The following is a 15,369-nucleotide window of genomic DNA, read 5'->3' as shown; positions in this document are numbered from 1 at the left end:
CCTCCCCCGTCACATTGCCGGGGAAGGGACCTCGCCAAACACATGGCCGGTCAGGCGGTCAGGGGCGGGTCCGCCGACGGGTGCCACCCCGGCGCGATCGGCGGCGGCCGCCGCCGCCCTCGGTGGTCTCCTCGTCGCCCTCACCGTCGCCGAGCGCGTCCGGGTCGTCCGCCGCGGCCAGCCGGGCCGACTCGCCCTGCTGAGCATCGGAGATCGCCGGCGCGGCGGCGGTGTCCGACTCGTAGCGGGACAGGTCGTAGCCCATGGTGTCCTGGTAGTCGGCGTCCGGCTCGGCGCTGGAGTCGGTGGCGGTGTCGACGACCTCGACCACGGTCCGCTCGGCCGGGGCGCTCTTACGCGCCCGGCGGCGGGACGACGCGGTGCCCTGCTCGGCGGCCGGAGCGGCGGCAACAGACGAGGCGACCGCCTTGACCTTCTCCGCCGCACCGGCGGGGCGTGGCTTCTCCGGCACCGGCTCGGTGTGCATGATGACGCCCCGGCCCTTGCAGCACTCGCAGGTCTCGCTGAACGCCTCCAGCAGGCCCGCGCCGATCCGCTTACGGGTCATCTGCACCAGGCCGAGCGAGGTGATCTCGGTGACCTGGTGCTTGGTGCGGTCCCGGCCAAGGCACTCGGTGAGTCGGCGCAGCACCAGCTCACGGTTCGACTCCAACACCATGTCGATGAAGTCGATCACCACAATGCCGCCGATGTCGCGCAACCGGAGCTGACGGACGATCTCCTCCGCCGCCTCCAGGTTGTTGCGGGTGACGGTCTCCTCCAGGTTGCCCCCGGAGCCGGTGTACTTGCCGGTGTTGACGTCGACGACAGTCATCGCCTCGGTGCGGTCGATCACCAGCGAGCCACCGGAGGGCAGGAAGACCTTGCGGTCCAGGCCCTTGATGATCTGCTCGTCGATCCGGTACTCGGCGAAGACGTCGCTCGTGCCGACGTGCCGGCGCACCCGGTCGACCAGATCCGGCGAGACGTGCGACAGGTACGACTCGACGATGTCGTACGACTGCTCGCCCTCGATCACCAGCTCGCGGAAGTCTTCGTTGAACAGGTCCCGGACCACCCGGATGACCAGGTCGGGCTCCCCGTAGAGCAGCGCCGGCGCGCCGCCCTCGGCGGCCTTGGCCTGGATGTCCTCCCACTGCGCCTGCAGCCGCTTGACGTCGCGGGCCAGCTCGTCCTCGGTGGCGCCCTCGGCAGCCGTCCGGACGATCACGCCCGCGCCGTCCGGCACCAGCTTCTTGAGCACGTCGCGCAGCCGCTTGCGCTCGTTGTCCGGCAGCTTGCGGCTGATCCCGGAGGCGTTGCCGTTGGGCACGTAGACCAGGTGCCGTCCGGAGAGCGCGATGTGACTGGTCAGTCGGGCGCCCTTGTGCCCGATCGGGTCCTTGGTGACCTGGACCAGCACCGAGTCACCGGAGCGCAGTGCCTGCTCGATCGAGCGGGCCCGCCCTTCCAGGCCGGACATGTCCCAGTTGACCTCACCGGCGTACAGCACCGCGTTGCGGCCCCGGCCGACGTCGACGAACGCCGCCTCCATGCTCGGCAGCACGTTCTGCACCTTGCCCAGGTACACGTTGCCGGCCATCGTGCCGGAGGAGTTGCGGGTGACGTAGTGCTCGACCAGCACCCCGTCCTCCAGGACGGCGATCTGGGTACGGTCACCGCGCTGGCGCACCGCCATCACCCGGTCGACGGCCTCGCGCCGAGCCAGGAACTCCGACTCACTGAGGATCGGCGGGCGGGTACGCCGCTGCTCCCGACCATCGCGGCGGCGCTGGCGCTTGGCCTCCAGCCGGGTCGAGCCGGACACACCCTGCACCTCGTCGACGGTCCGGCGCGGCTCACGGATCTTCACCACGGTCGGCACACCGTCGTCGGCCGCGCCTTCGGTGTCACCGGCGCCACGGCGGCGACGGCGGCGGCGACGACGGGTCAGGCCGTCCCCACCCTCGGACTCCTCGTCCTCGTCGCCCTCTGCCTCAGCTTCGGCGGTCTCTTCCTCGTCGGCCTGCGCCGCCTCCTCGGACTCCTCGTCCTCGGCGTCGTCGGCCCCGCCCTTGCCCCGACCCCGACCTCGGCGACCACGCCGACGGCGGCGGCGCGCGGCGGCGCTGTCCTCGTCGTCCTCATCCGCCTCGGCGGCCTCGTCGGCCTCCTCGGTCGGCTCTTCCTCGGCCTCGATCGCCTCGATCGGCTCCACCGGCTCGGCCTCGCGGCGACCACGTCGACGGCGGCGGGACGGCTCAGCGGCCTCCTCGACGGCCGGCTCCTCGGCCACCGGAGTGGGCTCCACCGGCCGGGTCACCGGCACGGCGTCCGGCTGAGGTGCCATGAACAGCACGGTGGGGGCGGAGAGCGCGGCCCGGCGACGCCGGGTACGCGGCTGCTCCGGCTCGATCTCGGCCGGCTCGTTCGGCTCATCCGCCACACCGGACACGGCCGCACCTGGCGACACGTCGCCGGAGGGCTCCTGCGTGCTCCAGGGCAGCCCGACACGGGTCACGCTCGAGGTGGCCCCGGTGTCATTCAGCTCGGCCTCGGCCTCGCGCAGGTCAGACTCCGCCGGCTCCTCGACGGCGACCGGCTCCTCGACCGCGGGCACCTCGTCGGAGACCGGCTCCTCGACGGCGGGCGGCTCCTCGACGGCTGCCGGGGTGGCCTTCCTGCGCCGGGTCCGGGTCACCTTGACCGGCGGAACCACCTCGGCCGACGCCGCCTCTGCGGAGGCCGCGACCAGCGGCTCCTCGGCGGTCGTCTCGACGGCGGTGGCCTTGCGGCGACGCCGGGGGGTCTTCGGGGCGACGTCCAGGTCGCCGGAGATCGGTGCGAAGACCTCCGCCTGCGGCGACTCGGCGCTGCCGACCCCACCGGTGGAAGCCTCGATCGGAGCGTCGGTCTGCTCCGGCTGGTTGAGCGGAGCGGCCCGGCGTCGGGTCGTCCGGGTGCGCCGCACCGGCGCGGCCGGCTCGGCGGCCTCCCCGCCGGCAGCGCTCTGGGCGCCGGCAGGTTCCACCGAGGCCGAACCGACAGCGGTGGTGGGGGGCGGCGCGACGGCGGCGCCGTCGGCCGTGCTGCTCTGGTCGGCGGTCTCGCTGGCCGGCTGTGAACCGGTCCGTTCGCCGCCCTCGGGCTCGTTCTCGAGCATGGACGTTCTCCAGTTCTGGCTACCCCGGGCGCGGGTGAGCGCTGCCACGCAGGGTCGCCGCAAAAGTGTTTCCGCCGGGCGCGCGTGGTGCGCGACCGCCGAAGTCTGCCTGCCAGAGCACGGACCGTCGGTCAGTGCCCAACGATGGCTGCCCCGTCGCGGTCCGCATCCAACGGATCCACGATCACACCCTGCGCGGTCAACGTGCCCTGAGCCAGCCGGGTCACCCTCGGCGAAACCGGCGGCTCCAGGTCGGCCACCACGCGGAGGCCGGAAAGGACGTCATCGGGCCGTACGGACGGGGTGACCTGCCGCACGACCAGTTCGAGTATCGCACACGGTACGGCCGGTGCCCCGGAAGGCGTCGGCGCAGGCAGTTGGACATCGATCGATATCACGGCGGCGCGGGCATCGAAAGTACGTCGCCCCTGCTTGGTCATCCGCTCGACCAGCACCTCCTCGGCCGCCACGAACGCGTCCACCGCGGCGCGCAACACCGCTGTGTCGACCTCAGGCAACTCGATGTGCCAGTGCGACGCCTCGATTCGGTCCGGCAGGTTGCCCCCCTCGGCGATCACGGCGTCCAGGATGTCCAGCCCCGGCGAGAGCGCGGCGTCCAACGCGACGCGCAGCTGCTCCGGGTCGACCGTCGCCTGGAGAGCGATCTCCAGGTACTCCGCCTCGCTCGCCACCCCGGTGGGCGCGGCGCTGGCGTAGGAGATCTTGGGGTGCGGGTGGAAACCCTGGGAGAAGGCGACCGGCACGGCGGCCCGGCGTAGCGCGCGCTCGAACGCCCGGGCGAAGTCCCGGTGCGAGGTGAACCGCAGCGGCCCGCGCTTGGCGTACCGGATGCGGACGCGCTGGACGACCGGCGCCTGGCCGCCCTCGGGTTGAGGCTTTTTGGCGATCGTGGGCTCCTCGGGTGTACCTGCGTGTCCGCCCATCCTGGCGCAGGGCTCGTGACGGTACGCAGCCGGGGCGGGCGAATCGCCCCGGCAGACGGGTGCAAATCGGTCAATCGGGTCGCGACCCGCCCGTCAGGAAAGCCGATGGCCGGCCGGTGACGCGTAGGTCACCAGCCGGCCATCACGATCGGGACCGGTTACCGCTCGCTCGGCGGGGGCGGCGGCGCTCCGCCGGGCGGCCCGTAACCAGGGGGCGGGGCGTAACCCGAGGGTGGGCCGTAACCGGGCGGCGGGGCGTAGCCCGAGGGAGGGGCGTACCCGGGCGGCGGATAGCCGGGCTGCGGGGCGTAACCCGCCTCCGGAGGCGGGTACCCGCCCTGGGCCGCCCGGTCGAGCACCTCGTCCGGGATGTCGGCGGCTCGGGCCGCCTCCCGCCGGTACCGACGGCGGTTCCAGATCAGGAAGACCGCCAGCCCCAGCAGCAACACCAGCACCACGGCGATGCCGATGCCCACCACCATGACCTGCTGGTCGGTGGGGCCACCGCGATCGCCGTGCTGGGTGACGTCGAACTCCTCGTCCGCACCCCCGGTGCGGACCGGACTCGGGTCGACCGCCGCGGCCGGGTCGAGCAGCGGGTTGGCGGAGACCGGCGGCACGTTCGCGGTCAGCGCCTTCATCGGGTCGATCACCCCGAAGCCGTACTGCGGATCCCGCCCGGAGGGGCCGGCGTCCCGCGCGGTCCGGATGATCCGGTTGATCACGCTCGGAGCGTTGAGGTCCGGGTACTTGGCTCGGATCAACGCGGCCAGAGCGGAGACGATCGCAGCGGAGTCGGAGGTTCCATCGCCCCAGCCGTAGCCCGCCTCGTTGGTGACGTTGTAGACGCTGTCGCCCGGAGCGGCGACCACCGCCTCCGGCCCCTGGACGGAGCCGGACCAGAACTTGCCACCCTTGGTCGTCCCGGTCACCGCGATCACACCGGGAGTGTTGGCCGGGCTTCCCACGGAGGTACGGCCCTGGGCGGTGTTTCCTGCGGAAGCCACCAGGACGACGTCACGGTCCAACGCGTACTTGATTACGCTCTCTTCCACGGCGTTGGCGAAGCCAGCGCCACCGAAGGACATGTTGATGACCTTGGCACCGCCGTCGACGGCCATCCGGATGGCCCGGGCAATCCCCTCGCTGCGGAAGAACCCGTCGTCCTTGCGCATCTTGATGGGCAAGATCTTCACACCGGGGGCGATGCCGTCCACCCCGTCGCGGCCACCGCTCTTCGCCGCGATGATGCCGGCCATGTGCGTGCCGTGCCCGTTCTCGTCGGCTCGGCCGTCTCCGGAGGCGCCGTAGCTGCGACCACCGGGCAGCACCTGACCGCGCAGGTCGGGGTGGGTGGCCTCGACGCCGGTGTCGATCACGGCCACGACCACGCCGCGCCCGGTCGAGATCTTCTGCACCTGGTCGATCCGGAGCTCGTCCAGATACCACTGCTCGGCCCGCCGTGGCGCGGCGGCCGCCGGTTGGGCGGCCCCCACCACCAGGAACCCCGCCAGCAGGCAGGCGACTACCGGCCGGAGGCTTCCGACGTTCACCCTCATCCGTCCGTCCTCATCGAAGGATGCCCGGGGACGCGCCGTCACCAGGGCCCCACGGATCGTCGTCCTCAGTCAACCACGACGAGTGCTCGGAGCCGGTGCCGCCACCGTGCCCGGCGCCGCCCGCGCCGCCCATCATGCCGCCGCCCATCATTCCAGCCCCGCCGACGCCGGCACCGCCACGCGCGCCACCCGCCATCCCGGCGCCGCCCGCGCCTGCGGCGGCGCGCAGCGCGTTCGCCGCGCTCGTCATCGGTGGCACCTTGCCGTTGCCGCCGCCCACCATGCCGGGGATGCCGCCCACGCCGATCCCGGCGCCGCCGCCCAGGCCACCGCCGGCGCCGATCCCGCCGGCCGAACCCACGCCGGCCCCGCCGCCGAAACCACCGCCGGCACCACCGAGACCGGCGCTGCCGACCCCACCGCCGCCGATGCCACCGCCCAGGCCGCCGACGCCGCTCGGAGTGGCGCCAGCCAGACCGCTGGTGTAGTCATCGTCGCCGTAGCCCGGGTAACCGGAGCCGGTCGGTGGGGTCGTGAGCTGGCCGGTGGGCGAGCCATCGCCGAGCCCACCGGACGTGGTCGGGGAGAACGGGTCGACGCTCGACGTCGGACCGCCCACGTCGCCGATGCCCGGTGGCCTACTACCGATCGTGGGGCCGCCACCACCGATGTCGGGCTTCCCGCCGAACTCGCCACCACCGATGTCGGGCCGCCCGGTCGGCGGGACCCGGGTGTCGCGACGGATTTCATCCTCGATGAGCCTCCCGTCCGGCCCGTTCACGGTGAGCTTGGGACGCTCGGTGTAGACCGCCTTGGGTAGCGGCGCCATCGCCGTGGTCGCCGCCTGCTGGTTGTCCCGGTACCAGTTGTCCAGGTGGGCCTTGGTGTCCCACCAGCCGCCCCGCTTCTGGTCGCCGGCCTGGCCGTCGACCTTCATCGTCGCTTCGAGGTCGTCGGCCTTGTCGCGGAACGCGCCGTCGGCGTACGAGGCGGGGTTGTTCTGGTAGTCCTTGCGCAGCGCGGCGAGGAACCCCGAGGAGCTCTCCCCGTCGCGGGCATCGTCGAGCTCGGTGCCGTTGGGCAGGCTCCACTCGTTGATGCCGAAGTCGTCCATCAGCGGGATCGGGATCGTGGAGACCGACTTGCGGATGTCGCCCTCGATCCGCGTCAACGCGCCACTGACGTTTGTCGCGTCGGTGATCAGATCCTCGATCTGCTTGCCGATCTTGCCCAGGTGCTCGCGGTAGGCGTCACCACCGCTGCCCTTCCAACCGGCGAGCATCCCGGGCAGGCCGCCGACGTGCGGGCGTTCCTGGCCGGTCGCGATCGGGCCGACGAACGATCGGCCGACGAGCGCGTCGCGCAGTTGTTGCAGGCCGCTGGAGAGGTTGCTCCAGCCCACCCCGACCGAGCCGACCGTCTCCGGGTCCGCGGAGAGCGTCACCTCGCGGACGCACCGCTCCCAAGTTCCTCCAGCCATGACGTCCCCCTCAGGCCGTGTACGGGTAGGTGGGCGCGCCGCTGGCAGTGGGCGGCGGCGCCGCAGACTCCAGCAGTCGCTCGATCTCCTTGCCGTTGGCGGCGTTACGCGCCTCGGTGTCGCGGAACGCCTTGGCGATCTCCTCGGTGCCCTCCTTCAGCGCGGCGAGCTTCTGGGAGATCATCGTGAGGTGCGCCTCCATGTTGCCCGTGGACGTCTCAAGGGCCCGCCACTGCATGCGGGCGTCCTCGTAGGCACCGAAGGGGGTGCCGTTCGGAACGGTCTGGGCGTTGTTGCTGTCGCCCTTCATCCGCTCCTTGATGCGTTCCATCTCGTAGCTGAGGGTGTCCTCGACGTACTGCTTCAGCCGCTCGACGTACGCCGCCGCAGCGTCCAGATCCTCGACGCTGACGTGCAGATCGCCGATGTTCGGCGGCGGGATGCTGCCCATGCGCTTCCTCCCCCGTCCCCGACCCTCCGAGGTCGGTCCATGTCAGACGCAGCGTATCGAGTGTGACCCAGCCGGGGCAGCCCCAGCCACCAGCAGCCGGTACAGATCACTGTCGATCCAGGGAGGTCACTGCGGCGACGCTGGCGCGTGGCGGAGTCCAGACAGCGCAAACGGGCCCGCGGAATGCGGGCCCGTTTGACGACCGGTCGGATGTGGAGGGTGGTGGGGCACCGCCGACCGGCGCTGCCCCAAGGCGGGCTCGGTCAGGCGTGCGAGTGACCCGCCTGAACCTTCATGCCGTTGCCGCCCAACGGGGTGAGCGGCAGCAGCTTCTTACCGGTGGGGCCGATCTGGATCTCGGTGTCCATCGAGGGGCAGACACCGCAGTCGAAGCAGGGCGTCCACCGGCAGTCGTCCTGCTCGAACTCGCTGAACGAGTCCTGCCAGTCCTGCCAGAGCCAGTCCTTGTCGAGGCCCGAGTCGAGGTGGTCCCAGGGAAGGACCTCCAGCTCGTCGCGCTGACGGGTGGTGTACCAGTCGAGGTCCACCCCGAACGCGGGCAGCGTCTCGGCCGCGGCGTCCACCCAGCGCTGGTACGAGAAGTGCTCGCTCCACCCGTCGAACCGGCCGCCGTTCTCCCAGACCTTGCGGATCACCGAGCCGACCCGGCGGTCGCCCCGGGACAGCAGCCCTTCGATGAGCGACGGCTCGCCGTCGTGGTAGCGGTAGCCGATGGCCCGACCCAGCGAGCGGTCCGAGTTGATGGCCTGCTTGAGGATCTTGAGCCGGTGGTCGATGACCTCCGGACGGTCCATCGCGGCCCACTGGAACGGGGTGTGCGGCTTCGGCACGAACCCGCCGATCGAGACCGTGCAGCGGATGTCCTTGGAGCCGGTGGCGGCCCGACCAGCCCTGATCACCTCGTGGGCCATCTCGGCGATCTCGAGGACGTCCTCGTCGGTCTCGGTGGGCAGGCCGCACATGAAGTAGAGCTTCACCTGCCGCCAGCCGTTGGTGTACGCGGTGACGACCGTACGGATCAGGTCTTCCTTCGACACCATCTTGTTGATGACCTTGCGGATCCGCTCCGACCCGCCCTCCGGGGCGAAGGTCAGGCCGGTACGCCGCCCGTTGCGGGACAGCTCCTGCGCGAGGTCGATGTTGAAGGCGTCCACCCGGGTCGACGGCAGCGACAGCGAGACGTTCGTGCCCTCGTACTGCTGGGCGAGGCCCGAGCACATGTCGCCGATCTCGGAGTGGTCCGCCGAGGAGAGCGACAGCAGGCCCACCTCGTTGAAGCCGGAGAACTCCAGGCCCTCGCGGACCATCTGCCCGACCGTGGTGATCGACCGCTCCCGCACCGGCCGGGTGATCATCCCGGCCTGGCAGAACCGGCAGCCTCGGGTGCAGCCCCGGAAGATCTCCACCGCGTACCGCTCGTGCACCGTCTCGGCCAGCGGAACGAGGGGCTTCTTCGGGTAGGGCCAGGCGTCCAGGTCCATCGTCGTGCGCTTGTGCACCCGGAACGGCACGTCCGCCCGGTTCGGCACGACCCGCTGGATCCGGCCGTCCGGCAGGTAGTCGACGTCGTAGAAGCGCGGCACGTAGACGCTCTCGGTGCGGGCCAGCCGCAGCAGCAGCTCGTCGCGGCCCCCCGGCGAGCCCTCGGCCTTCCACTCCCGGACGATCGCGGTGATCTCCAGGACCGCCTCCTCGCCGTCACCGAGCACCGCGGCGTCGATGAAGTCGGCGATCGGCTCCGGGTTGAACGCGGCGTGCCCGCCGGCCACGATCACCGGGTCGGCGTCGGTGCGGTCGGCGGCCAGCATCGGGATGCCGGCCAGGTCGATCGCGGTGAGCATGTTGGTGTAGCCCAGCTCGGTGGAGAAGGAGATGCCGAACACGTCGAAGCTGCGCACCGACCGGTGCGCGTCGACGGTGAACTGCGGCACGCCGTGCGTGCGCATCAGCGTCTCCAGGTCCGGCCAGACCGCGTACGTCCGCTCCGCGAGGGTGTCGGGCAGCTCGTTGAGCACCTCGTAGAGGATCTGCACGCCCTGGTTGGGCAGGCCCACCTCGTAGGCGTCCGGATACATCAGCGCCCACCGCACGGCCGCCGTGTCCCACTCCTTGGTCACCGCACCCAGCTCGCCCCCGACGTACTGGATGGGCTTGGAGATCTGGGGCAGCAGCGGCTCAAGCTGGGACCAGACCGAATTGGTCGCGGCCGCACGCGGCGTCGTGGACGAGGCACTCATGATGCCCAAGGGTACGCGCTGCCCGGCGGTGATCGCGCGCACGCCCGATCGGCGGTGGTGGCGGCGCGGTACTAACCTCGGATCGGCGCGAGAGGAGATTGCCGCGATGCCGGAGCCCCAGCCGGGAGCACGGCCGGCCGACGGGAGCACCCCGGGTGCGGAGCCGGAGCGGGACCCGGCGGTCGCCGACGAGCCGACCTCCCCACCCGTACCCTCGGACCAGCCGGACCCCTCGAACCAGTCGGAACCGCCGGACCAGCCGGAACCCGCCGCCACCGCGGAGGTCCCGGCGCCCAGGTGGAGCGGCTCGGCCTCGGTGCCGCCGCCGCTGCCGCGCCGGCCCGCCTGGGGCGAGTCCGCCGAGCCGACCCCTGTCCCACCCGTCCCCGTCAGCCCGCCGGAGCATCAGACGCCGGTCGACCCGTGGGCCGGCGTGGACACCGGCGGCTGGGACCTGCCCTCCGCCGAGCTGCCCCCGCTGCCGCCGACGGCCACGTATCCGGCACCGCCGGACACCCGGCCGTGGTCCGGGCCGCCCGGTCCCCCGGTCGGGCCGTACCCGGTGTCGCCGCCGGCTGCCCCGAGACAGCCGCAGGCCATCGGCCCCATGGTGCCGGCCCGGCCGATGTCGCCACCCCCGCCACCCGCGCCGCCGAAGGCGCCGAAGCAGCGCCGGGGCCGGCGACCGGCCACGCCACCACCGACGCCACCACCGGGCTGGCAGGCCCCCAAGGGGTACGTGCCGGTCCCGGTCCGTCGGCGACGCCGCTGGCCATGGCTGCTGCTGCTCACGCTGGCCTGCTGCTGCGGCTGCCCCGCCTACTACGGGTTCCCGATCTCGGCCCAGTACCCCGCTCGGGCGGCACTGCCCGTCCAGGTGGACGACCTCAGCCTGCGCCAGGACGACCGCAGCGCGGAGACCGCCCGGCAGTTGGAGGGCGAGGTGCGCAAGGAGCACTGGCTGGCCGAGGAGACGTTCGCCGGCGTCTACTCGACGACGAGCGGCAAGCGGGTGACGGTCTTCGGCGGCACCGGCTTCCGGTTCAGCCCGGAGTCGGACGCGGAAGCCGAGATCAGCCGGCTCACCGAGCGGTACGCGCTGAACGCCCCGCAGAGCGTGGACACCGGGGTGCGGGGCCGGCACGAGCGATGCGCGGTGGGTAGCGCCGACGGCAGCGACGTGGTGGTTTGCACGTCGGTCGACCACGGCAGCATCGCCACCGGCGTGTTCACCCGACTCTCCGTAGGCGACAGCGCCGACCTGCTGGCCACCCTGCGTGCCCAGATCGTCCAGCCCAAGGCCTAGTGCCTTGGGCTGGACCTAGGTCTGGTGGTCAGGCGTCGCGGGTGGGGTCTGGGTGTGCGCGCGGCGGAGCGTAGCGGGGCACGTACTCCTGGCCGGTGAGCTTCTGGATCTCGCTCATCAGCTCGTCGGTCATCTGCCGCAGCGAGGCACGGTCGTCCGGCCGGCCGCTGAAGTCCAGCGGCTTGCCGAACCGGACGGTGACCTTGGCAGCGCCGGGCCGGGGCACCCGGGCACCGATCGGCTGCGCCTTGTCGGTGCCGATCATGCCGACCGGGATGATCGGCACACCCGCGGAGATGGCCAGCCGGGCCGCGCCGGTCCGCCCCCGGTAGAGCTTGCCGTCGGGCGAGCGGGTGCCCTCCGGGTAGACCACCACCAGGTCACCGCCCTTGAGCGCCGGGATCGCCGCGTCGAACGCGGACAACGCGGCCCGACCACCGGCCCGCTCGACCGGGATCGCACCCAGGCCGGTGAGGACGAACTTGGAGATGGCGCCCTTCACACCGGTGCCCTTGAAATACTCCGACTTCGCCCAGAACGCCAGGTGTCGGGGCACCACCGTGCCGAGGAACAGCTCGTCGGCCACCGAGAGGTGGTTGCCGGCGAAGATCGCGCCGCCGGTCTCCGGCACGTGTTCCAGACCCTCCACGGTCGGGCGGAACGCCAACCGCAGCGAGGGCGCCACGGTGAGCTTGCCGATGGTGTAGAGCAGGGGCACTGGTCCTCCGGCAGATCAGGTGCGAACAGGCGGTGTCACGGTAGCGGACGCCTCCACACCCCGCAGACTGAGGTGTGGCGGCGTCCGCATCCGCGCGCTACGACCGGCGGACGGTGACCGTCACTCGCTCACCCTCGCCGACCTCGCCGGCGAAGCCGTCCAGGCCCTCGACGAAGTCCACCGAGTCGGCCAGCACCTCCCCGGCGACGAAGTCGACGTACGCGGCCACCGCGGCGCGCACCTCGTCGGAGGCCGACACCGACACCACGATCCGGTCCGAGACGTCCAGGTCGGCGTCCCGGCGGGCCTGCTGGACCACCCGCACCACGTCGCGGGCCAGCCCCTCGGCGGCCAACTCCGGGGTGACGTCGGTGTCCAGCACCACCACGCCCTCGCCGCCGGGCAGCGGCGCGGAGTGCTCGGCGTCGGCCGCGACCAGGCGCAGCTCGTACTCACCCTCGGCGAGGGTGACGCCGGCGGCCACCGGGGCGCCGTCGACCAGCTCCCACTCGCCCGCCTTGACCGCCTTGATCACCTGCTGCACCTGCTTGCCGACGCGCGGGCCGAGCGCCCGGGGCACCACCGTCAACACCTGCTCGCAGTACGCGGACAGCTCCGCGCTGAACTCGACAGTCTTGACGTTGACCTCGTCGGTGACCAGGTCGGCGAACGGTCGCAGCTGCTCCGCCGCCGGCGAGGCCACGGTCAGCTTCGACAGCGGCAGACGCACCCGCAGCCCCTTGGCCTTGCGCAGCGACAGCGCCGCCGAGGCGACCGCCCGCACGTTGTCCATCGCGGCGACCAGGTCGTGGTCGGCCGGGAACTCACTCGCCTCCGGCCAGTCGGTCAGGTGCACCGAACGCTCCCCGGTCAGGCCACGCCAGATCTCCTCCGCGGTCAGCGGCGCGAGCGGCGCCACCACCCGGCAGAGGGTCTCCAGCACCGTCGACAGCGTGTCGAAGGCGTTGGCGTCACCGGACCAGAACCGGTCCCGGGACCGGCGCACATACCAGTTGGTCAACGCGTCCAGGTAGGACCGGACGGTGGCGCAGGCACCGGAGATGTCGTACGCGTCCATCTGCGCGCCGACCGTCGACACCAGCTCGTTCGTCTTCGCCAGGATGTACCGGTCGAGCAGGTGGGTGGAGTCGGTGCGCCGCCGCGCCTGGTACCCGTCGGCGTTGGCATAGAGCGTGAAGAAGTACCACACGTTCCACAGCGGCAGCAGCACCTGCCGGACGGCGTCGCGGATGCCCGCCTCGGTGACCGCCATGTCGCCGCCGCGCAGCACCGGCGAGGACATCAGCATCCAGCGCATCGCGTCCGAGCCGTACGCGTCGAAGACGTGGTAGACGTCCGGGTAGTTGCGCAGGCTCTTGGACATCTTGCGCCCGTCCGAGCCGAGCAGGATGCCGTGGCTCAGGCAGTTGCGGAACGCCGGCCGGTCGAACAGCGCGGTGGCCAGCACGTGCATCGTGTAGAACCAGCCACGGGTCTGCCCGATGTACTCGACGATGAAGTCACCCGGGTAGTGGTGCTCGAACCAGTCCGCGTTCTCGAACGGGTAGTGCACCTGGGCGAACGGCATCGACCCGGACTCGAACCAGCAGTCCAGCACCTCCGGCACCCGACGCATCATCGACTGCCCGGTCGGGTCGTCCGGGTTGGGGCGGACCAGGTCGTCCACCGCCGGCCGGTGCAGGTCGGTCAGGCGTACGCCGAAGTCCCGCTCGATGTCGGCCAGCGAGCCGTAGACGTCCAGGCGCGGGTAGTTCGGGTCGTCGGACTTCCAGGCCGGGATCGGCGAGCCCCAGAACCGGTTCCGGCTGATCGACCAGTCCCGGGCGTTCGCCAGCCACTTGCCGAACGAGCCGTCCTTGATGTGGCCGGGCGTCCAGTTGATCTCCTGGTTCAGCTCGACCATCCGGTCCCGGAACTGGGTCACCGCGACGAACCACGACGACACGGCCTTGTAGACCAGCGGGGTGTCGCAGCGCCAGCAGTGCGGGTACGAGTGGGTGTAGGTGTCCTGCTTGAGCACCACCCCCCGGTCCTTCAGCTCCCGGATCACCGGCTTGTTGACGTCGAAGACCTGCTCGCCCTGGTACGGCGGGACCAGCGCGGTGAACCGGGTGTGGTCGTCCACGGTGACGATGGTGGGGATGCCGGCGGCGTTGCAGACGTTCTGGTCGTCCTCACCGAACGCCGGGGCCAGGTGGACGATCCCGGTGCCGTCCTCGGTGGTGACGAACTCCGCGCCGAGCACCTGGTAGGCGTTCTCCCCGGCCTGCTCGACGAGGAAGTCGAACAGCGGCGTGTAGCGACGCCCGGCCAGGTCGCGGCCGTACACCGTGCCGACCTGCTCGTACCCTTCCAGCTCCTTGGCGTACGCGGCCAGCCGCGCCGCGCCGACGACGAACCGGTCGCCGTCGCGCTCCAGCACCGCGTACTCGATGTCCGGGCCGACGGCGAGCGCCAGGTTCGACGGCAGGGTCCACGGCGTGGTGGTCCAGACGCCCAGCTTGACCGGCCCGCGCACCAGCTCCGGGGCGGACTCGTCGGCGGTCAGCTCGAACCACACCGACAGGGTGGGGTCGTGCCGGTCCCGGTAGACGTCGTCCATCCGGGTCTCGGTGTTCGACAGCGGCGTCTCGCAGCGCCAGCAGTACGCCAGCACCCGGAAGCCCTCGTAGATCAGACCCTTGTCGTGCAGGGTCTTGAAGGCCCACATGACGCTTTCCATGTAGTCCAGGTCGAGGGTCTTGTAGTCGTTGGTGAAGTCGACCCAGCGGGCCTGCCGGTTGATGTACCGCTCCCAGTCCTGGGTGAACTCCAGCACCGAGTCGCGGCAGGCCTCGTTGAACCGGGCCACGCCCAGGTCGATGATCTCCGCCTTGCTGGTGATGCCGAGTTGCTTCTCGGCCACCACCTCGGCGGGCAGGCCGTGGCAGTCCCAGCCGAAGCGTCGCTCGACGTGCCGGCCGCGCATGGTCTGGTAGCGCGGCACCACGTCCTTGACGTAGCCGGTGAAGAGGTGACCGTAGTGCGGCAGGCCGTTGGCGAACGGCGGGCCGTCGTAGAAGACGTACTCGTTCTTACCGTCGGTCCCGGCGGGACGGGCCTCGATGCTGGCCTCGAAGGTCTTGTCGGCCGTCCAGTGCTCCAGCACCCGGCGCTCGACCGCGGGCAGGTCCGGGCTCGCCGGCACACCGGCGGCGGTCGGGTCGTGCAATGGATAGGCCATCGGGGTCGCTCTCCTCGTGCAGTCACTCAACGTGGGACTGCGAGGACGAACCTTCCCGGGGTACGCCTCGACGACGCTCCCAGGTGGCCCGCGGTACCACCCCGCTTGGCGGTCAGGATCGACCGCCCGCTCATTGCCGGCTGTGACGGGCCGCACCCGTCCGGTTCTACTGAGCCGGTTGCCCGGCTGTTCTTCCGGAGGCTCACCGGTGATAGCCGGATCATCGCCCTACAAAGCCCAACGATA

Annotated in this window: 9 protein-coding genes; 1 reads left to right on the top strand and 8 read right to left on the bottom strand. The window is 71.5% G+C overall.

The annotated features are described in order from the left end of the window. Positions 1-58: 58 nt before the first annotated feature. The 6 genes from IF46_RS0129835 to IF46_RS0129810 form a co-directional block, all read right to left on the bottom strand. Entirely contained in the window at positions 59-3,163 is a 3,105-nt protein-coding gene (locus tag IF46_RS0129835) for an Rne/Rng family ribonuclease (protein ID WP_030491738.1), read from the bottom strand. A gap of 131 nt (positions 3,164-3,294) precedes the next feature. After that, positions 3,295-4,107: a TIGR03936 family radical SAM-associated protein gene (locus tag IF46_RS0129830; protein WP_084598103.1), complete on the bottom strand. Its 813-nt coding sequence runs from the start codon at positions 4,105-4,107 to the stop codon at positions 3,295-3,297. Positions 4,108-4,265: 158 nt separating this feature from the next. Continuing rightward, positions 4,266-5,666 carry a type VII secretion-associated serine protease mycosin gene (gene mycP / locus IF46_RS0129825; RefSeq protein ID WP_051724269.1) on the bottom strand — a complete coding sequence of 467 codons (1,401 nt, stop codon included), beginning with the start codon at positions 5,664-5,666 and terminating at the stop codon, positions 4,266-4,268. A gap of 10 nt (positions 5,667-5,676) precedes the next feature. Beyond that, positions 5,677-7,146: a hypothetical protein gene (locus IF46_RS0129820; protein ID WP_030491735.1), complete on the bottom strand. Its 1,470-nt coding sequence runs from the start codon at positions 7,144-7,146 to the stop codon at positions 5,677-5,679. Positions 7,147-7,156: 10 nt separating this feature from the next. Next, positions 7,157-7,597, bottom strand: coding sequence for a hypothetical protein (locus tag IF46_RS0129815; protein WP_030491734.1), 441 nt, complete (start codon positions 7,595-7,597; stop codon positions 7,157-7,159). A gap of 263 nt (positions 7,598-7,860) precedes the next feature. Next, positions 7,861-9,855, bottom strand: a complete 1,995-nt coding sequence (locus IF46_RS0129810) for a TIGR03960 family B12-binding radical SAM protein (protein ID WP_030491733.1) — start codon at positions 9,853-9,855, stop codon at positions 7,861-7,863. Between the two features lie 106 nt (positions 9,856-9,961). Here IF46_RS0129810 and IF46_RS35580 point away from each other — a divergent pair, with 106 nt between their 5' ends. Beyond that, positions 9,962-11,161 carry a hypothetical protein gene (locus tag IF46_RS35580; RefSeq protein WP_269640374.1) on the top strand — a complete coding sequence of 400 codons (1,200 nt, stop codon included), beginning with the start codon at positions 9,962-9,964 and terminating at the stop codon, positions 11,159-11,161. Between the two features lie 28 nt (positions 11,162-11,189). Here IF46_RS35580 and IF46_RS0129800 read toward each other — a convergent pair whose 3' ends face one another. Together IF46_RS0129800 and ileS are read right to left on the bottom strand one after the other, a co-directional pair. Beyond that, the gene (locus tag IF46_RS0129800; protein WP_030491731.1) at positions 11,190-11,879 is read right to left on the bottom strand and encodes a lysophospholipid acyltransferase family protein; all 690 of its coding nucleotides are present in this window, start codon (positions 11,877-11,879) and stop codon (positions 11,190-11,192) included. A 97-nt stretch (positions 11,880-11,976) separates the two neighbouring features. Further along, a complete protein-coding gene (gene ileS / locus IF46_RS0129795) occupies positions 11,977-15,123 on the bottom strand; it encodes an isoleucine--tRNA ligase (protein ID WP_030491730.1) in 3,147 nt (1,048 codons plus the stop codon). Positions 15,124-15,369 lie beyond the last annotated feature (246 nt).

Source organism: Micromonospora chokoriensis (assembly GCF_000718555.1).
Taxonomy (GTDB): Bacteria; Actinomycetota; Actinomycetes; order Mycobacteriales; family Micromonosporaceae; genus Micromonospora; species Micromonospora chokoriensis_B.
Note: the sequence above shows the minus strand (reverse complement) of the source record. Positions and strands in the feature narration are given on the sequence as shown.

Excerpts from the sequence above, each read along its gene's own strand:
- IF46_RS0129835 (WP_030491738.1), bottom strand. The coding sequence starts at position 3,163 with ATGCTCGAGAACGAGCCCGAGGGCGGCGAACGGACCGGTTCACAGCCG.
- IF46_RS0129830 (WP_084598103.1), bottom strand. The coding sequence starts at position 4,107 with ATGGGCGGACACGCAGGTACACCCGAGGAGCCCACGATCGCCAAAAAG.
- mycP (WP_051724269.1), bottom strand. The coding sequence starts at position 5,666 with ATGAGGGTGAACGTCGGAAGCCTCCGGCCGGTAGTCGCCTGCCTGCTG.
- IF46_RS0129820 (WP_030491735.1), bottom strand. The coding sequence starts at position 7,146 with ATGGCTGGAGGAACTTGGGAGCGGTGCGTCCGCGAGGTGACGCTCTCC.
- IF46_RS0129815 (WP_030491734.1), bottom strand. The coding sequence starts at position 7,597 with ATGGGCAGCATCCCGCCGCCGAACATCGGCGATCTGCACGTCAGCGTC.
- IF46_RS0129810 (WP_030491733.1), bottom strand. The coding sequence starts at position 9,855 with ATGAGTGCCTCGTCCACGACGCCGCGTGCGGCCGCGACCAATTCGGTC.
- IF46_RS35580 (WP_269640374.1), top strand. The coding sequence starts at position 9,962 with ATGCCGGAGCCCCAGCCGGGAGCACGGCCGGCCGACGGGAGCACCCCG.
- ileS (WP_030491730.1), bottom strand. The coding sequence starts at position 15,123 with ATGGCCTATCCATTGCACGACCCGACCGCCGCCGGTGTGCCGGCGAGC.